Annotated in this window: 17 protein-coding genes; 15 read left to right on the forward strand and 2 right to left on the reverse strand. The window is 61.8% G+C overall.

Translation table 11 applies throughout. The annotated features are described in order from the left end of the window. The first annotated feature begins 85 nt into the window (after nucleotides 1-85). Both J5J10_RS19405 and hutC (J5J10_RS19410) read left to right on the forward strand, forming a co-directional pair. Nucleotides 86-1,432, forward strand: coding sequence for a formimidoylglutamate deiminase (locus J5J10_RS19405; protein WP_211931350.1), 1,347 nt, complete (start codon nucleotides 86-88; stop codon nucleotides 1,430-1,432). Nucleotides 1,433-1,522: 90 nt separating this feature from the next. Further along, nucleotides 1,523-2,242 carry a histidine utilization repressor gene (gene hutC, locus J5J10_RS19410; RefSeq protein ID WP_211931792.1) on the forward strand — a complete coding sequence of 240 codons (720 nt, stop codon included), beginning with the start codon at nucleotides 1,523-1,525 and terminating at the stop codon, nucleotides 2,240-2,242. A 6-nt stretch (nucleotides 2,243-2,248) separates the two neighbouring features. Here hutC (J5J10_RS19410) and J5J10_RS19415 read toward each other — a convergent pair whose 3' ends face one another. After that, complete coding sequence (locus tag J5J10_RS19415; RefSeq protein ID WP_211931351.1) at nucleotides 2,249-3,361, reverse strand: histidinol-phosphate transaminase; 1,113 nt, start codon at nucleotides 3,359-3,361, stop codon at nucleotides 2,249-2,251. 132 nt (nucleotides 3,362-3,493) lie between these two features. On the opposite strand from J5J10_RS19415, the gene J5J10_RS19420 reads away from it, so the two are divergent. From J5J10_RS19420 to J5J10_RS19465, 10 genes are all read left to right on the forward strand, one after another. Further along, complete coding sequence (locus tag J5J10_RS19420) at nucleotides 3,494-4,261, forward strand: glucose 1-dehydrogenase (protein ID WP_211931352.1); 768 nt, start codon at nucleotides 3,494-3,496, stop codon at nucleotides 4,259-4,261. 302 nt (nucleotides 4,262-4,563) lie between these two features. Then, nucleotides 4,564-5,697, forward strand: coding sequence for an ABC transporter ATP-binding protein (locus J5J10_RS19425; RefSeq protein WP_211931353.1), 1,134 nt, complete (start codon nucleotides 4,564-4,566; stop codon nucleotides 5,695-5,697). Between the two features lie 34 nt (nucleotides 5,698-5,731). Further along, nucleotides 5,732-6,847 (forward strand): PotD/PotF family extracellular solute-binding protein, encoded by a 1,116-nt coding sequence (locus tag J5J10_RS19430; RefSeq protein WP_208554209.1) that lies wholly within the window; start codon nucleotides 5,732-5,734, stop codon nucleotides 6,845-6,847. 120 nt (nucleotides 6,848-6,967) lie between these two features. Next, entirely contained in the window at nucleotides 6,968-7,912 is a 945-nt protein-coding gene (locus J5J10_RS19435; protein ID WP_208554208.1) for an ABC transporter permease, read from the forward strand. Then, nucleotides 7,909-8,709, forward strand: coding sequence for an ABC transporter permease (locus tag J5J10_RS19440; RefSeq protein ID WP_211931354.1), 801 nt, complete (start codon nucleotides 7,909-7,911; stop codon nucleotides 8,707-8,709). Before J5J10_RS19435 ends, J5J10_RS19440 begins: the two co-directional genes overlap by 4 nt. Before the next feature lie 39 nt (nucleotides 8,710-8,748). Beyond that, entirely contained in the window at nucleotides 8,749-10,077 is a 1,329-nt protein-coding gene (gene hisD / locus J5J10_RS19445; protein ID WP_211931355.1) for a histidinol dehydrogenase, read from the forward strand. Between the two features lie 3 nt (nucleotides 10,078-10,080). Continuing rightward, complete coding sequence (locus tag J5J10_RS19450) at nucleotides 10,081-11,094, forward strand: zinc-binding dehydrogenase (RefSeq protein ID WP_211931356.1); 1,014 nt, start codon at nucleotides 10,081-10,083, stop codon at nucleotides 11,092-11,094. Between the two features lie 60 nt (nucleotides 11,095-11,154). After that, a complete protein-coding gene (gene hutC / locus J5J10_RS19455) occupies nucleotides 11,155-11,886 on the forward strand; it encodes a histidine utilization repressor (RefSeq protein WP_211931357.1) in 732 nt (243 codons plus the stop codon). Nucleotides 11,887-11,924: 38 nt separating this feature from the next. After that, nucleotides 11,925-13,217 carry a hypothetical protein gene (locus tag J5J10_RS19460; RefSeq protein ID WP_249116964.1) on the forward strand — a complete coding sequence of 431 codons (1,293 nt, stop codon included), beginning with the start codon at nucleotides 11,925-11,927 and terminating at the stop codon, nucleotides 13,215-13,217. Nucleotide 13,218: 1 nt separating this feature from the next. After that, the gene (locus tag J5J10_RS19465) at nucleotides 13,219-14,364 is read left to right on the forward strand and encodes an alpha-hydroxy acid oxidase (protein ID WP_211931358.1); all 1,146 of its coding nucleotides are present in this window, start codon (nucleotides 13,219-13,221) and stop codon (nucleotides 14,362-14,364) included. A 34-nt stretch (nucleotides 14,365-14,398) separates the two neighbouring features. Here J5J10_RS19465 and J5J10_RS19470 read toward each other — a convergent pair whose 3' ends face one another. Continuing rightward, the gene (locus J5J10_RS19470) at nucleotides 14,399-15,382 is read right to left on the reverse strand and encodes a LysR family transcriptional regulator (protein WP_211931359.1); all 984 of its coding nucleotides are present in this window, start codon (nucleotides 15,380-15,382) and stop codon (nucleotides 14,399-14,401) included. 183 nt (nucleotides 15,383-15,565) lie between these two features. Here J5J10_RS19470 and J5J10_RS19475 point away from each other — a divergent pair, with 183 nt between their 5' ends. From J5J10_RS19475 to J5J10_RS19485, 3 genes are read left to right on the forward strand one after another with little or no spacing between them, the layout of a single operon-like run. Continuing rightward, on the forward strand, nucleotides 15,566-16,522 hold the full coding sequence (locus tag J5J10_RS19475) for a VOC family protein (RefSeq protein WP_211931360.1): 957 nt from the start codon (nucleotides 15,566-15,568) through the stop codon (nucleotides 16,520-16,522). A 13-nt stretch (nucleotides 16,523-16,535) separates the two neighbouring features. Next, nucleotides 16,536-17,198: a phospholipase gene (locus tag J5J10_RS19480; RefSeq protein ID WP_249116965.1), complete on the forward strand. Its 663-nt coding sequence runs from the start codon at nucleotides 16,536-16,538 to the stop codon at nucleotides 17,196-17,198. Between the two features lie 29 nt (nucleotides 17,199-17,227). Continuing rightward, nucleotides 17,228-18,502 carry an ABC transporter substrate-binding protein gene (locus J5J10_RS19485; RefSeq protein ID WP_211931361.1) on the forward strand — a complete coding sequence of 425 codons (1,275 nt, stop codon included), beginning with the start codon at nucleotides 17,228-17,230 and terminating at the stop codon, nucleotides 18,500-18,502. The last annotated feature ends 42 nt before the right edge of the window (nucleotides 18,503-18,544 follow it).

Consider the following 18,544-nt stretch of genomic DNA (forward strand, 5'->3'; position numbering starts at 1 on the left):
TACATAACGGAAAACTTGGCAAGACGAAATTTGATGCCAGTGATGCGCGAGGCATAGTGGCGCTGGCGAAACGGAGAGGATGCCCGTGATCACGATCCATGCGAAGTCCGCACTTTTGACCGACGGCTGGGCCGGCAATGTCAGGATCGCCATCGATGGCGCGCGGATCGCGGCGATCGTGACGGATGTCGATGCCGAGCCGGGTGATGATCGCCGGGCGGTCGTCGTGCCAGCCCTGTCGAATCTCCACAGCCATGCGTTCCAGCGGGCGATGGCGGGTCTTGCCGAAACGCGGGGGCCGGCAGACGACAGCTTCTGGAGCTGGCGCACCACCATGTATCGTTTCGCCTTGAACATGACGCCCGATCATGTCGAGGCGGTGGCCGCCCAGCTTTATATGGAAATGCTGGAGGCCGGCTATTCGCGGGTCGGCGAGTTTCACTATCTGCACAATGACAGGGATGGCAGTCACTACGCGAACATTGCCGAGATGGCAGGCCGCATCGCGGCGGCCTCGGTCGAGTCCGGTATCGGCCTGACGTTGTTGCCCGTTTTCTACGCCCATTCCGGCTTTGGCGGGCAGCCGCCGATCGAGGGCCAGCGGCGCTTCGTTCACTCGCCGGAGAGTTACGGCCGGTTGGTGGAAAGATGCGCGGCGCTCCTTCGCCCGCTTGCCGGCGCCGTGCTCGGGATAGCTCCGCACAGCCTGAGAGCCGTGACCGCGGAGGAACTGGGCGCGGTGCTGCCGCTTGCCGGAACCGGCCCCGTGCACATCCACGTCGCCGAACAGGTGAAGGAGGTGGAGGACAGCCTTGCTTTTTCAGGTGCACGACCGGTGCAATGGCTGCTCGACAACATGCCTGTCGACGATCGCTGGTGCCTTATCCATGCGACCCATATGACGGATGACGAGACGCGGCGGATGGCACGAAGTGGCGCGGTTGCCGGGCTTTGCCCGATCACCGAAGCCAATCTGGGTGATGGTGTGTTCAATGCGCCGCTCTTCTTAAATGAAGGAGGGCGATATGGGGTTGGCTCCGATTCCAATATCCTGATTTCGCTGCCGGAGGAATTGCGGGTTCTGGAATATTCGCAGCGGCTGACACGGCGGGCGCGCAACGTGGTCGCCGATCCGGGCGGATCGACAGGGCGCAAGCTTTTCGACGGAGCCCGAATTGGCGGCAATGCGGCACTGCAATCCGCGACAGGCCTAGAGGTCGGCGGCGATGCCGACATCGTCGCGCTCGATGCGTCCGGGGCGCCGCATGTCGAGGGTGACCGGCTGCTAGATCACTGGATTTTTGCCGGCGGCATCGCGGTGGACGCCGTCTGGGCAGGCGGTCGCAAGCAGGTCGAGGGCGGACGGCATGTGAGGCGAGAAGAGATTGCCAACCAGTTCCGTGCCGCCATGGCCGACCTGGTCGCTGATTGACGGCCGCAGGTGACGTGAATATTTCCCTTCGGCCGAGGCTGCGCTACAGGAGCGTGAGGCTCAAAGCGAAAGCGGCGAAACGTGGTGGACATCATCAGCCGGGACCCGACCCTGCATCAGCGCATCCTGAACGATATCGAGGGCAAGATCGTGTCCGGCGACTGGCCGCCGGGGCATCGCTTGCCGTTTGAGGTCGATCTGGCCACGCAGTACGGCTGTTCCCGGATGACGGTGAACAAGGTGATGACGCAGCTCGCCAAGGCCGGGCTGATCGAGCGTCGCAAGAAACTCGGCAGTTTCGTGACGCAGCCGCAGGCACAGTCCGCCGTTCTTGAGATCAACGATATCGAGGCGGAGGTGAAGTCGCTGAACCTCCCGTATTCGTTCGTGTTGAAACGGAGCGGGATACGAAAAGCGGACGCCGCGGATGTGCGGCTTCTGGAGGTTTCGCCGGGTGCGCCGGTCCTGTCGTTGACCTGTATCCATTTCGCCGGAACGCGACAGTTCTGCATCGAGGAGCGGCTCATCAACCTCGCCAACGTGCCCGAGGCGGAAAGTGCCGATTTTACGGCTCATCCCCCCGGCCAATGGTTGGTCCGACAGGTGCCCTGGAGCACGGCCGAACACCGCATTCGTGCCGTTTCCGCCTCGACCGAGATCGCCGCGATGCTCGGCATAACCAAGGGAGCTGCCTGCCTTGTCGTCGAGCGTCGCACCTGGAGTGGGCTTGGGCCGATCACGCAGGTCCGTCTGACATATCCGGGCGACACGCATGCCCTCGTCGCCCGATTCACGCCCGCCTCGCGGTGACGAGCTTCAGGCCGGGTCGTCCAGCGCCGCCAAAGCTTGGAGGAACTGGTCGTTTTCCTTGCGCGAACCGATGCTGACCCGGATGAAGCTTTCGAAGCCCTGTTGCTTCCAGGGCTTGACGATGACGCCTTGCCTGAGCAGAGCCTCTGCCACCTGGGAAGCGTCCGCCCGCATGTCGATGAACAGGAAGTTGCATTTCGACGGTGCGATCCGATAACCCAATGACGTCACCGCAGTCCGGAGACGCGCTCGTTCCGTCAGCGCAAGCTCGAGTGAGTGTCGCAGATGTTCGTCATCGTCGAGCGCGGCAAGGGCGGATGCCTGTGCGATGGCATTTGTGTTGAAGGGTGTGCGGGCGCGGTTGAAGAAGTCGCAGAGGCTTGCGTCACTGACAATGCCGTAGCCAATGCGCAGGCCGGCCAGCCCGAAGGCCTTGGAGAAGGTTCGCAGCACCACCCAGTTGCGACCGCTATCCTTCAGCATGGCGACCGCGTCCGGATAGTCCTCGCCGGCGGCATACTCGGCATAGGCCTCGTCGACGACGATGAGCGTTTCCGGATCGAGGGCGGCGATGACCCTAGACAGTTCCGCGGGTGACAGCCAGCAGCCAACGGGGTTCATCGGATTCGAGAACATCAGCATCCGAGGCTTGCGGGAAACGGCATCCAGGAGCGCGTCCATGTCGATTGTCAGATCGTCCGTAACGGCAATTCGCTCGACCTTGCCGCCCATCAGGGTCGTGTAGTCCTCATGCAGGGGAAAGGAGGGGTAGAGCGTCGCCACGGTGTCGCCGGGCCGAACCACCGAGCGGCAGATGACGCCGATCAGATCTTCCGAGCCGTTGCCCAGGATGACCCGTCCGTCGTCCACTCTGAAATCGGCGGCGAGGCGCCGACACAGGGCCCGACCCTGTGGATCGGGATAGAGCCGGGCCAATTCGCCGATGTCGGGAAAGAGCTGACGCAGTTTCGGGGAGGGACCAAGGGGATTCTCGTTGGAGCCCAGTTTGGCGATGTCCGGTACATCGTATCTGGCTCGCACCTCATCAAGCGTCAATCCGGCGTTGTACGGGGCGATCGAGCGGATTTCCTGCCGGATTGGGCTTGAAGGGTTTGCCATTTTGCAGTCTCCATGAGGTGCGTTTGCGAGGTCGCAATCATAGGCCGGGATTGTCAGTCTGTATATATGTATAGACATGACATTTCGAAAATGCTGTGATTTCTGCCGGGGAACTCGAAACAAGGAGCCGTCATGTCCCGTCCCATCTTTGACCTTTCCGGCCGCCGTGCCCTCGTAACAGGCGCCAGTCGCGGTATCGGCCAGTCGATCGCGCGCGCCCTTGCCGAGGCCGGTGCCGATGTGGCGGTCACCGCGCGGACGGTTGAGGGATTGGCCGATACCCGTACGCTGATCGAAAAGGCCGGCAGGCGCGCCGTGACGCTTGCCCAGGACGTGCGCGACGTCGAGGCCTGCGCAAGCGTTACGAAGGCGGCGGCGGAGGCGCTGGGCGGCCTCGATATCCTGATCAACAATGCCGGCTTCGAGAATGTACGGCCATCCTTTGACGTGGACGAAGCGCTCTGGGAGCAGATCCTCTCGACCAATCTGAAGGGTGCGTTTTTCTGCGCTCAGGCAGCTGGTCGCATCATGGCTGACACGGGCGGGGGCGCGATCGTCAATCTCTGCTCGCTGACGTCCTATGTCGGCATTCCGACGGCGGTGCCTTATGGCGCCTCGAAGTCCGGATTGCTCGGCGTGACACGTGCGCTGGCGACCGAATGGGCGGCGCATGATATACGTGTCAACGCTATCGCGCCAGGGTATTTCCGAACGGCGATGACCGAAGTCTTCTACGAGAACGACGACTGGCAGTCCCGCATGCTGGAGAAAATCCCCCAGCGTCGTTTCGGCAAGGATAGCGACATAGGGGGCGTTGCCGTCTTCCTCTGCAGCGATGCGGCAGCTTACATCACCGGCCATTGCATTCCGGTCGATGGCGGTTATCTGGCGTCGATCTGATCAGGCGGCGTCTATCGCGCCCTACCGGCAGTTTATGCGGCATGGAACTCCCGCACAGCTTGCTTGCTTTTCACCTGTCAGCCGGCAAGACTGATTGGGAACAGTCTATCTTTTTCGCGACTGCACAAATATTAAACATCAAGGTTTGCGGCGCAAAAAATACGCAAGTTCGGTTGACGGTGCTTGTATGAATATGTATAGACAAGTTAACGCAAGGCCCTGGCGGATCAAGTGCCGCCGGGCAGATAAGGGGAGCTTCTCGGCGGCGTTGTCCGGCTGATGTAGCACGACAAGGGAATGCCATGGGCGCCGTTTCAGCCAGCCTTCGTCCGGTCCAGCCGGCCAGCCAGATTGCTGTTTCCGTTCAGAACGTCGGTATGGTCTTCGGTGACGTGCATGCTGTTCGCAGTGCATCGTTCGATCTGCCGAAGGGCAAGTTCCTGACGATCCTCGGCCCCTCCGGCTCAGGCAAGACGACGCTTCTGCGCATGATCGCCGGCTTCGACCGGCCGACCAGCGGCGAGATCTTCATCAATGGCCAGCCGGTGAGCGCCGTGCCGCCGCACAAGCGGGCGATCGGCATGGTGTTCCAGAAGCTGGCGCTCTTTCCGCACATGACCGCGGCGGAAAATGTTGCTTTCCCGCTCAAGATGCGCCGTCACGATGCGCGCACCATCCCGGCAAAAGTGGAGCGCTATCTCGATCTCGTGCGCCTCGGCGGCTATGGCGGCCGGCGGATTAACGAACTCTCCGGCGGCCAGCAGCAGCGCGTCGCGATCGCGCGCGCCCTCGTGTTCGAGCCGGACCTGCTGCTCCTTGACGAGCCGCTCGCGGCACTCGACCGCAAGCTGCGAGAGGAAATGCAGCTTGAGTTCCGCCGCATCCAGAAGGAGCTCGGCGTGACGACAATCAATGTGACCCACGACCAGCGCGAGGCGCTGGTGGTGTCGGACGAGATCATCGTCATGAGCGGCGGCGAAATCCAGCAGAAGGCGCGGCCGATCGACGCTTATCGCGCGCCAAGCAATGCCTTCGTCGCAAACTTCATCGGCGTGACCAATTTCATCGAAGGCAAGGTTGTCGATCTTGCAGAGCGTAATGTCTCACTCGAGGCGAACGGCATGCGTCTCTCGGGTGTCATCGCCGATGCCGCGCTCGTGGTCGGCGCCGTGTGTGCCGGAGCGGTGCGCGCCGAGCAAATCCGTATCGCACCGAAGGGCGGCCGTCTCGACGGTCTCGAGATCGTCGTCGACGGGCAGGTCGTCGACTGCATCTTCGAGGGTGAGCGCGTGGTTTACGAAATCCGGGTTCCGGGACTGGCTGACGCACTGATGCGCGTCTTCGACCATGATCCGGAATCGCATCTGCAGTTCGGTCCTGGCGACGAGGTTCGTCTCGGCTGGAATGCAAGGGATATGCATGTCTTTCAAAAATGACCCCGAGAAGGTCCAGCCAGAGGAGAATCTAGTCATGTCGCATGAAAAATTCCTGTCCGCGCAAATGCGTCGCCGCACGCTGCTGGCGTCGATGGCCGCAGCCGGTGCTTCGGCGGGCCTGTCGACCCTCGGTGTCAGCCGCGCGTTCGCGCAAGAGCCGGAAAAGCCGGCCGAAATCATCGTTCGCGCCTGGGGTGGCAGCTGGGTCGACGCGCTGAAGGCCGGCGTCTCCGACAGCTTCACCAAGGCGACGGGCATTGCCGTTCGTCACGACCTGACGGAAGACAATGAAATCCAGCCGAAGGTCTGGGCCGCGGTCGCCCAGGGTCGCGTTCCGCCAATCCATATCAACTGGGATACGACGACCAACGCCACCAAGTCGGCGCTGCGCGGTGTCACCGAGGACCTGTCGGACCTGCCAAACCTCAAGGATGCCACCGATCTCGCCAAGCCGGTCGGCCTTGACGGCTATCCGATCGTCAACACTTACGGTTATGTCTACGTGCTCGCCTATCGTCCGTCGGCGTTCCCGGACGGTCCGCCGAAGTCCTGGAAGGATTTGCTCGATCCGAAGCTCAAGGGCCGCATCGCGCTCTACAATGATGGCATCGGCTTCCACTTCCCGGCCCAGGTTGCCGGTGGTGGCAAACTGGAAGATATCCCGGACAACATGCAGCCTGCCTGGGACTTCATCGCGAAAATCAAGGAGCAGCAGCCTCTGCTCGGCGAGGATCCGGATTTCACGACCTGGTTCCAGAACGGCGAAATCGATGCCGCTTGCACCATCTCGACCAATGCCCGCGAAGCCAAGAAGAACGGCATCGACATCGCCTGGGTCGTGCCGGAGGAGGGCGCCAAGTTCGATACTGACGGTCTGTGGATTCCGAAGGGGTTGCCGGAAAACGAGCTGTACTGGGCCAAGCAATACATCAACCACGCTCTGACCAAGGAAGCGCAGCAGATCTGGCTTGATGGCCTTGGTCTGCCCGGCGTCATACCCGGCATCACTCCGCCGGCCGATCTCGTCGGCGACCCCTCCTATCCGACGACGGAAGAGGACTTCAAGCACCTGATCCGCATCTCCGCCAAGGTTCAGGTCGAGAACGAGAGCCAGTGGTTCGCCAAGTTCAAGGAAATCATGCAGGGCTGATGGTCCTGCCTGCCCGCCGCTTCCCCTCTGGCGGCGGGCACTTTGAGAGATGAATTGATATGCGGTCCGTAGCAAAGTCGCTTCGCGCTTTCGCTGGGACCCACCCCGAGGATCGGTAACATGCGCGCTCCCCGTGCCGCATATCCCCTGACGTGGCGCGTCATGGATGTGCTTGAACGCCTTGCGGCCATGATCTGGCCGTCGAGCTTTCAACGAGGCCTTCCATACCTGATGCTGCTGCCTGCCGTGGTGCTGGTGGGTCTGCTTGTGCTCGGTCTTTTCCAGATCGGCGACACCAGTTTGAGGACGCTCGATACAACGACCTTCCTGATGTCGGAGAACTATACGATCGCCAATTATCAGCGGGCGTTGACGGAGAGCTTTTTTGCGACCGTTGCCGGCCGCAGCCTGATGGGATCGGTGATCGTCACGGCAATCACGCTGCTGTTCGCCTTTCCCTATGCCTACCTGATGGTGCGCACGCCGTCCTCCGCGCTGCGCAAGTTTCTGCTCGTTGCACTGTTTCTTCCGTTCTTCATCGGCCAGGTGGTGCGCGCCTACGGCTGGCTGATCATTCTCGGCAACCAGGGCATGGTCAACGAAGCGCTTGGACTTGTCGGCGTGCCGCCGATGCGTCTCCTTTACAACTACCCAGCGGTGCTTTTCGGTCTCGTCCAGTACATGCTGCCATTCGCCGTGCTGATGCTGGCGCCGGCGCTGACGGCGATCCCCAGCGAGCTGGAATCGGCCGCCGCATCGCTTGGCGCCGGTTGGGTCCGCACCTTCCGCCATGTCGTACTTCCTCTTTCCCGGCCTGGACTGGTCGGTGCTGGTCTTGTTGTCGTGACGCTGTCGCTGACCGATTTTGCCATTCCCGCCATTCTCGGCGGCGGGACGCAAGATTTCATCGCCAACGCGATTTACGACCAGTTTTTCCGCACCTCCGACCAAGGACTGGGCGCCACGCTGTCGCTGCTGCTTGTGGCGGTCGGCTCCATCCTGGTCGGCGTGGTGTTCACCCTGTTCGGTGCCGGGACGCTCGCTCTAGGGGAGACGCGCAAATGACCGGCAGCCGCAGCAAAACCATTACGCTCTGGGCCTTTGTCGCTACAGCGCTCGTCATGCTCTCGGCGCCGACCATCGTCGTGCTCGGAGCATCGTTTACGGCCGGCAACATCATTACCTTCCCGCCGGATGGCCTGTCATTGCAATGGTACAGCAAGATCGCGCAGGCGGCCGATCTGCGACAGGCCTTCGTGCGATCCCTGATCGTCGCCACAATATGTACCGCAATCGCCATTCCCGTCGGCACGCTCGCCGGCATCGCGCTGGCGAAATACCGGGTACGGTTTGCGAATACGATCCAGGTTTACCTGCTCCTGCCGTTCACCATCCCGCTGATCGGCTCCGGTATCGGGATGATGCTCGTCTTCGGCGAGATGGGCGTTGTCGGTCAGCTCTGGCCGCTCGGTATCGCCTGTTGCGTCATCAACCTGCCCTTCATGATCTGGGCGGTGACGGCGAGCGCCAGCAACCTGTCGCCCGACCTTGAACTGGCGGCCGCAAATTGCGGGGCGCCGCCGCTGCAGCGCTTCCTCTACATCACCCTGCCGGCGGTCCTGCCGGGCGTGATCACCGGATCGCTGCTGATGTTCATCCTGGCGCTCAACGAGTTTCTGGTGAGCCTGCTTCTGGTGGATGCCCGCAGCGTCACGCTGCCGGTGCAGATCTACAATTCCATCCGCTCGATCATCACGCCGGATCTCGCCGCTATCTCGGTGGTCTTCATCGCCTGCGCCGGTCTGGCGATCGCGCTGCTCGACCGCCTCGTTGGTCTCGACATCTTCCTCAAATCGAAATGAGCCTTCGGCACTTGCCGGCCCCATACCAAGGACAAGACGATGACCCATGTGTCTTTCTACGAATACTCCAAGCTTAGTGCCGATGAGAAGGCCGCCCTGCTGCGCCGCTCGGAGACCGATATTTCGAGCTTCATCGAAAAGGTCGCGCCTATCCTGGAAGCCGTGCGCACCGAGGGCGACAAGGCGCTCGCCCGTTTCGGTCGCGAACTCGACAAGGCGGATGTGACCGAAGCCAATCTCAAGGTCACCGAGGCCGAGTTCGATGCCGCCTTCAAGCTGGTCGACAAGAGCGTCATTGAGTCGATCCAGTTCGGCATCGACAATATTCGACACTTCCATGAAGAGCAGAAACCCGAAGCGATGTGGCTGAAGGAAATCCGTCCCGGTGCCTTTGCCGGCGATCGGTTCACGCCGATCCAGTCGGTCGCGCTTTACGTTCCTCGCGGCAAGGGTTCGTTTCCCTCGGTAACCATGATGACTTCTGTCCCGGCCGTGGTCGCCGGCGTGCCCAATCTTTCCATCGTGACGCCGCCGGCGCCGGATGGTTCGGTCGATGCCGCGACGCTCGTCGCCGCTCGTCTCGCTGGTGTCGAGACCGTCTACAAGGTCGGTGGCGCGCAGGCCGTGGCCGCCGTCGCCTACGGTACCGAAACCGTAAAGCCGGCGTTGAAAATCGTCGGTCCGGGCAGTCCGTGGGTGGTTGCCGCCAAGCGCTCGTTGTCGGGTGTGATCGACACCGGTCTTCCGGCAGGTCCCTCCGAGGTGATGATCCTTGCCGACGATACGGTACATGGCGGTCTTGCGGCGCTCGACCTGCTGATCGAGGCGGAGCATGGACCTGACTCGTCAGCCTATCTCGTTACCCATAGCCGTCGGGTTGCCGAGGAGGCATTGGCGGCTCTGCCCGAGCATTGGGCGCGGATGACGGAACAACGCGTCGCCTTCTCTACCGCTGTCCTGACCGGCAAGACCGGTGGCATCGTTCTCACGTCGTCGATCGAGGAGAGCTACGCCTTCGTCAACGCCTACGCTCCCGAGCATCTGGAGCTTCTGTCTGAAGAGCCTTTCATCCATCTCGGTCACATAACCGAGGCGTCCGAAATCCTGATGGGTACCCATACGCCTGTCAGCATCGCCAACTTCTCGCTCGGTCCGAATGCCGTGCTGCCGACCAGCCGCTGGGCGCGGACCTTCGGGCCGCTGTCGGTCACGGATTTCGTCAAGCGCAGTTCGATCGGTTATGTCACGGCGCCTGCTTATCCGGAGTTCGCCCAACACTCGCATAATCTGGCGATCTACGAAGGTTTCTCGTCGCATGCGCTTGCAGTCTCGCCGGTGCGCGACGCCTATCTGAAGAAGGGTGGCTGAGCCATGAAGGCGGTACGGCTTTTCGATGCGAAGGATCTGAGGGTGGAGGAGGTGGCCGCGCCGGCTACTCCGCCGGCAGGCTTCGTCAATATCGAGGTCCGCGCCGCCGGCATCTGCGGCTCAGACCTGCACAACTATCGCACCGGCCAGTGGATCTCGCGACGCCCGTCTACCGCGGGGCATGAGTTCTGCGGTCGCGTGACAGCGGTCGGCGACGGTGTCAGCGATTTCTCTGTCGGTGACGTGGTTTCCGCCGATTCGCGCATTTGGTGCGGCACTTGTCCGGCCTGCACAAGCGGCCGAAGCAATGTCTGCGAGGCGCTCGGTTTCGTCGGCGAGGTTTGTGACGGCGGTTTCGCCGAGGCCGTGCAGTTGCCGGCGCGATTGCTCGTCCGACATGATGCGGAGCTTCCTGCGCATATCGCAGCCATGGCCGAACCGCTGGCAGTGGCATTGCATGCGGTCCGTCGCCTTGCTGTTCCGGCCGGCGAGCCTGTTCTCGTGATCGGCTGCGGCACGATCGGCGGGTTGAGCGCTCTGCTCTTGTCACGGCTCCATGATGGACCGTTGCTGCTTGCCGATCTGAATGCCGAGAAGGCTGATCTGGTCGCAAGCGTGACCGGCGGCTCGGTCGTCGGTCTCGACAAGGACGAGATTGAAACGGCGCTTTCCGGCGGGCGGCTTCGCCATGCGCTGGATGCGACCGGCAGCATTCAGGCGATTGCCCGGGCGCTCGATCTCCTGTCGGGCGGCGGAGCGCTGGCACTGGTCGGCATCAGTCATGGCAAGCTCGATTTCGACCCCAACGTCTTGGTCGAGCGCGAGATTTCGCTCGTCGGCTGCCATGCCTTCGCAGACGAATTGCCGGAAGCTGTGGGCCTGCTGGCCGATCTCGCACCCGCGCTGCAACGTTTCATCGAGGTGCTTCCGTCGCTCGACGACGTGCCTAAGGCTTATGAACGCCTGCTGCGCGGCGAGAGCAAGGCGCTCAAGACGATCATCGAGGTGGCGGGCTAGATCTGGTCCGTCACGTCATCCCGGAGACGGCCTTTCGGGGCGGCAGTGGAGACAGTGAACATGAATACGCTCTCGGATTCCGCCTCGCCGCTCTACGAGAAGGTGAAGGATTTCGTCCTCGGCAATATCGGCAGCGGCAAATGGAGCCGCAACAGCCGGCTGCCGTCGGAGAACGAACTCGTCTCCGCCCTCGGCGTTTCGCGTATGACCGTCAACCGGGCGCTCCGCGAGTTGACCTCCGAAGGCCATCTCCGGCGTATTCAGGGCGTTGGTACTTTCGTCGCGCCGCCGAAGCCGCAATCGACGCTCATCGAGATCAGCAACATCATCACCGAGATAAAGGCGCGCGGCAGCCGTCATCGGGCCGAGGTGGTCGTGCTGGAACGCATCGAACGGCCCGATCCGGAATTGCTGCTCGCTTTCGAATTCGAGACGGTAAAGCCTGTCGATCATTCGGTCGTCATCCATTTCGAGAACGACCTGCCGGTTCAGCTCGAGGAGCGCTACGTCAATCCCGACCTCGTTTCAGGCTATGTCGAGCAGGATTTTACGACCATCGCCACCTATGACTACCTACAAAACGCCACGCCGTTGACCGAAGTTGAGCATCTTATCAGCGCCCTGCCGGCCGGGGAGGATCAGGCACGGTTGCTGCACATCCGCCCCGCAGACTGCTGCCTTGTCCTCCATCGCAAGACCTGGACCGGGCCGGTCATCGCCACCGTCAACACGCTGACCTATGTCGGCAGCCGCTATTCGCTCGGCAGCCGCTACCTGCACGGTGGCAAGTGACATCGATCCCGGCGCCAGAAAGACCTATTGGAAAAATTATGAGACAGCCCACAAGTCGCACCGCAGAAATCAGGAAAATCGCCAAAGCCGGGGACGGCAGGGCGGAACGGCTGCTTGCCGACCTGCTGCGGGATCTGTTCCAGATCAACGCGGAAAACGTCACGATCAACCACGACCAGTACAGCCTGAACTCGCTCAACGGCTTCTTCGAGACTGCCGACGGCGCCTTCTTCTTCAAATTTCACCAGGAGGAGGGTGAGGAAGCGATGAACGGCGAGTATTACCGGGCCGATATTCTTGCCCGCGCCGGTCTTCCGGTCGATCAGCCGCTGCTGATGTCGGTGCTTCCGGGAGAACAGATCCTTGTTTACCGCCGGCGGACCGATCCCCGGTTCTCCGACGTCCTAAGGGCACTGGACCTAGAGGACGATCCCGTGGCAAGGCAAAGAGCCGTAGAGGCGGAACGCCGGCTGAGCGAGGCGGTCCTGAAGGTCTATCTCGACACGCTGCATCCGGTAACCGCCGAGCAGGTGACTGCCGAGCCGGTGCATCGCCTGTTCCACCAGCGGCTGATCGATCCACCGACGGGCGCTTATCCGGGCGGACGGATGGCAAGCTTCTATGTCGGAAAAAGCTTTGAGTTCCCCGGTTTGGCCGTCGACTGGGATACGCTGTCGCGTTGCCGGTTCGTCGTGAACGGCATTGAATATCGCGACAGCATCGGGGCGCTTTTCGACGCAGCGCATGACCAGCTGGCGCCTCAGCGTCTGGCGGATGCGGGCGGCGTGACGGCGCATGGCGACGCCCACAACGCCAATGTCTGGTACGAAGAGCAGGACGGCGAGGCAAAACTCTCCTTCTTCGACCCCGCCTTTGCCGGCGAGAACATTCCGACGCTACTCGCCGAGGTTAAGACGACGTTCCACAACGCTCTCGCCCACCCGTTGTGGCTCTATGACCCGGCCATGGCGGCGCAGCGGTACAAGGCGAGTGCTATACTCGACGGAGATCTCTTCCGCGTCACCACCGACTTCGAACCAAGTCCGGTGCGCAAAGCCCTTCTCGACCTGAAGGCCGAAGCCTTGTGGCGTCCGCTGCTTGCGAAACTGAAGGCGCGGGACATGCTTCCGGTGGATTGGCGGCGGGTCGTGCGGCTCGGGCTGTTCCTCTGCCCGACGCTGGTGATGAACCTGCGCGCCGGCGTTACCACCCATAACCCGGTGTCTTCGCTGCTTGGTCTTTCGATCGCGGTCATGGCCGGCAGCGAACCGGTGGCGGGCGAGGATGCCATGTCCCGGTTCTTCGACCTGATCGATCCCGACAGGGACTGACATGACGCCGGTCAACGTTCACGACTTCCGCGATCTCGCCCGCCGCCGTCTGCCGAAAATCTTCTTCGACTATATTGACGGCGGATCGTTCGACGAACTGACGATGCGCGCCAACCGGGCGGATTTCGCGGAGTTGGAGTTGCGCCAAAACGTCCTGGTCGAGCCGCGTCCGCAGGATCTCTCCACCGATTTTCTAGGTGCTCGTCATCCGCTTCCGTTCATGCTGGGCCCGGTCGGGTTTCTCGGGCTCTATGCCGGCAAGGGAGAAGAGAAGGCCGTGCGTGCGGCCCGCGCCGCCGGCATCCCGTTCTGCCTATCGACCTTTTCCATCGCCTCGCTTGCCGACCTCCGGGCGGTCACCGACGGGGTGCTGCATTTCCAGCTTTATGTGCTGGAGGATCGATCGCTTTGCGAGGAGTTCCTGCAATCGGCGGAACGCACCGGTGTGGATACGCTGTTCGTGACTGTCGACACGGCGATCACCGGTATCCGGGAACGGGACGTGCGCAACGGGTTTCGCTCGCTGACACGCCTCACGCCGGGTCTTACCGCGCGTCTGGCGATGAAGCCACGCTGGCTCGCCGATGTCGCGCTTTCCGGTATGCCCTCGGTTCGGGCCATCGAGCACCGGCCCGAATTCGGTCGAGGCGCGCTGGAGCAGGCAGCAAACCTCTCCCGTCGGATCGACAAGTCCCTGTCCTGGAAGGATATCGCCTGGCTCAGGGAGAGATGGACGGGCAAGCTTGTTATCAAGGGTGTTCTTGCCCCCGAGGATGCGGTGCGGGCGCGCGATATCGGCTGCGACGGCGTGGTGATTTCCAATCATGGCGGCAGGCAACTGGACGGGGCGTCGAGCACGATTCGGGCGCTTCCGGCCATCCGCGCTGCGGTAGGCCCGGACTTCTGCCTCATGCTGGATGGCGGCATTCGTCGCGGCAGCGATATCATCAAGGCGATCGGGCTCGGCGCGGACGGGGTGATGCTCGGCCGTGCCTATGCCTATGGACTTTCCGCCGCCGGTCAGCAGGGCGTGACCGACGTCATCGGGATTCTTGCGCGGGAGATCTTGATCAGCCTTGCGCTGATGGGTATTGCGTCGATTGACGAGTTGAAGGATCGCGGGGCGGAGGTCGTTCGCCCTCGGTAGAGTTAGGTTGACCAGACGGGAACTGAAAACTGCCTCAATCTGATCGTTCACGCTCCGGCAGGAATGGACCCTGTCCCCAGACTATCGACTTTTCGTGTCTCTCGATGACCTTCTTGAGGTCCGTGAATTCCCTGACGATATGATCCTGGAACTTTCGGCAAGCCGGGTTTGGATAGGTCTTGCGTTTGGTGATGATGCCGAGCGTACGCTCCGGCTGGGGAATGTCGACGGGAACGATCGATATCTTGTTTTCGCCCTTGAACGAAAAGACCACGGAGTGTGGAAGGATCGCCAGTGCGTCGGTCGATGCGATGTAGTTGACGACGGACAGGAGCGAGCCGCCCGAATAGCGAACCTGGAGTTCGCTGATGCCGAGCGTGATGAGGATATTGTGGAGGTCGAGCACAAGCGGCGATCCGGGTAGCGGCGCCACCCAAGGATAGGTGATGATGTCGTCTATGCTCAGCCGTCTTCTGCGCAGAAGCGGATGGCCGACAGCACAGGTCAAAACGTTTCGACCTGGAAGGATCGGCTGGAAATCGAAATCGGCCTTGAGATCGGTGCTGCCTATCGGTGTGATCGCGACGTCGATCTGGCTGGAGTCAAGCTCCGTCAGAAGGTCCGGCAAGTTGCCGTAGGACTGCTCGACCATGATGTCGCGTTCGCGCAGCTGGAAGGACGCGATCATCTGCGAGATAACCGCGTCCATGAAGAACGGAACGCCCCCAACCTTGATACGGCCTGCCGTGCCGGATTGGAAACTGCGAACGATCTCGGCCGCCTTGCGCGAGGCACTCAGGATGGAGCGGCCCTGTATTGCAAGCTGCTGCCCGAGCGGGGTCAGCTGAAGCGGACGTTTCCCTGGTGTAAACAGTGGTTCGCCAACCCGCCGCTCGAGCATCGACAATGTGCGCGACACCGCAGGCTGGGTCATTCCGAGCAGCGCTGCGCCTTCCGTGACGCCCCCGGTTTCCGCGACCGCCGCGAGCTGCACAAGATGGCGCTCATCAATCTTCATAGCAATTTGCTATACAGGACATAAGCAATTTTATCAACAGCTAGTCCCCGCATATATATAGTCGGATCATCGGGAAGGATCCGGTCGGACAGGAGGAGGACGGGTGCAGCAGCTACGCTGCGGGAGGGCCCGTTCGGTCCATATCGGCTCCAAACCCGCCCGCGCAGCGAGGAGGAGAAAAGCATGTCGCTCATATCGGGATACCACCATCTGACGCTGAGCACAGACGGCGCACAGGAGGATTACGATTTCTACACGAAGACGCTTGGCCTGCACTCGATCAAGCGAACCGTGCTTTTTGACGGAGTGATCCCCGTCTATCACCTGTACTACGGTGCTCGGAGTGGCGATCCCTCGACGATCGTCACCACATTCCCCTTCAGGAAACCGGGAATCTACGGCAAGCGCGGCACTAACCAGTCGAAGATCATCCAGCTTTCCATTCCGGCGGGCGCGGCCGACTTCTGGGTCGATCGCCTGAACCAGAGGGGCATTGCGGCAAAGAAGACCAGTCGTTTCGGCTTGACGCGTGTTGCGCTCGCCCATCCTTGCGGGATTGATCACGAACTGGTGGAAAGCCCGGCTGATACGCGCGAGCCGATCGCCAATGCCAGCGAGGGGATCGGCGCGGCCCATGGCATCCGCGGTATCTACGGCGCGGCGATCGCCGTCTTCGACCGCACCTCGATGGACGACTTCCTGACGGTCGGCCTTTCGATGAAAAAGGAGGCCGACAGCGACGAGGGCCTGATGTTCTCGGTTCCCAACAATGGTGGGCCGTCAAGCATGGTCGAAGTGTTGCACCAGCCGACCGGGCCACAGGGCACTTGGACGCTCTCGGGCGGCACCATCCATCATCTGGCGCTCAACACTGTCAACGAGGAGAACCAGTTGAAGCTTAAGGCTCACATCGAAGGGCTGGGTTTCACCGATGTTTCCGACCAGAAGGACCGCAACTATTTCAAGTCCTGCTATGTGCGCTCGCCAGGCGGCGCGCTGTTTGAGATCGCATGGTCGGTCGAGGGGGGCTGGGCAAAGGATGAGCCGGCGGATGCGATCGGCTCCACGCTCGTCTTCCCGCCGTGGTTCGAGGACCGCCGTGAGGAACTGATTGCCGGCCTCGAACCTGCCAACTTCTGACCGGGGGGCGATCATGGCCAATCATGGCGAGCCGCTGATCATGGGTCTGGCGCCAGAGGATGCGGATGTGCTTTGCGTATTCGTCCACGGGCGCACCCAATCGCCCGAGGACATGATTGAGCAGGTTATTGGACGGCTCTCCGTGCGCAGCGTGTCCTTCTGTCTCCCGCGCGCTGCGGAAAAATCCTGGTATGCGGCACGTGCCACGGATGCCCTGACAGAGGCAACGCGCAGCGAGTTGGGCACTTCACTTGACTATCTTCACGGGCTGGCGGGGGCCCTGCGACAGGCCGGAGGCCGGGACAAGCCGCTTCTCATCGGTGGCTTCAGCCAGGGCGCCTGCCTGTCGCTTGAATATGCGATGACCTATGGCCCCTGGAATGGGGCCATGGTCAATCTGACGGGCTGTCGGGTCGGCCAGTCTTCGGACACGCGCCCGGAGCGCGATCTCGACGGCATGCCCGTCTATCTCACAGGTTCGGATCAGGATCCCTGGATACCTGTCCACGCCTTTGCTGAAGCTTCCGAGGCGCTTGGGAGGGCGCGGGCGAGGCTGCGGTGTGAGCTCTTTCCGGGACGAACGCATCAGGCGTCCGAGATGGAGGTCGCGGCGCTTGATGCCATGCTTCAGGATCTTGCGGAGGGGAGCCGGCCATTTCGCCGCGTCGCGGCTTAGTTTCAAAGACACAACGGGAGGAGGACAGCATGATTACGCGCAGAAAACTGCTGAAGGCAGGGGCCGCCACTGGTCTCGCCTATGGCTTCGGAGGCCTCGCAGCACCAGCGATCGCTCAAGGGGCCAAGATCAGGCTCGGCTATGTCAGCCCGCAGACCGGGCCGCTGGCGAGCTTCGGGGAAAGCGACGCCTATAATATCGCCTCATTCCTCGCGACCGAGGCAGGCAAGAACTTCGAAATCATCGTCAAGGACAGCCAGTCGAATCCGAACCGTGCCGCTGACGTGGCGAAGGAACTGATCCTGTCGGACGAGATCAACCTCATGCTGGTCGCCTCGACCCCGGAGAACACCAATCCGGTTGCAACGACCTGTGAGGCCGAGGGCATGCCCTGCATTTCGACCAAGGCTCCATGGCAGCCCTGGTTCATAGGCCAGCAGGGCAATCCAGGCGATCCGGAGAGCTGGAAGCCGTTCGACTTTGCTTACCATTACTTCTGGGGGCTGGAGGACGTCATCGCCGTCTTCACGAACATGTGGAGTCAGCTCGATACCAACAGAAAGGTCGGCGGCCTCTTCCCCAATGATGCCGACGGCAATGCCTGGGGCGATCCGAATGTCGGCTTGAAGCCGGGACTGGCACAGGCCGGCTTCGGGCTTCTCGATCCGGGTCGCTACCAGAACCTGACGGACGACTTCACCGCCCAAGTCAACGCCTTCAGGCAGGGCCAATGTGACATCATCACCGGCGTCGTTATTCCGCCCGATTTCACGACTTTCTGGAACCAGGCCAAACAGCAGGGTTTCAATCCGAAGGCGGTCACGGTCGCCAAGGCAATCCTCTTCCCGCAATCGGTCGAAACGCTTGGGCCTGCGGGCCATAACCTATCATCGGAAGTCTGGTGGTCGGCGCAGCACCCTTTCAAATCGTCGTTGACGGGCCAGAGCGCGGGCGAACTCGCTGCCGATTTCACCGCGAAGACTGGCCGCCCCTGGACCCAGCCGATCGGCTTCATTCATTCGCTGTTCGAAATGGCGACCGATGTCATGGGCCGCGTGGATGACGTGACGGATGCGGAAGGTGTTGCAGCTGCTATTGCCGCTTCAAAAGTCGATACGATCGTCGGTCATGTCGAGTGGAACGGCCAGGGTGTACCGCCGTTCGCCGCCAAAAACGTCACCAAGACGCCGCTGGTCGGCGGCCAGTGGCGGCGTAAGGACGATGGCACCTTCGAGCTCGTCATCGTCGACAACAAGACCGCGCCGAATATTCCGGTGGCCGGTCAGATGGAAGCCCTGGCCTGAGGAGGCATCGAGGGCGCGGCTTGCGCCCTCGTATGTCACATT

It is taken from the genome of Ciceribacter sp. L1K23, from assembly GCF_018122705.1.
GTDB lineage: Bacteria > Pseudomonadota > Alphaproteobacteria > Rhizobiales > Rhizobiaceae > Allorhizobium.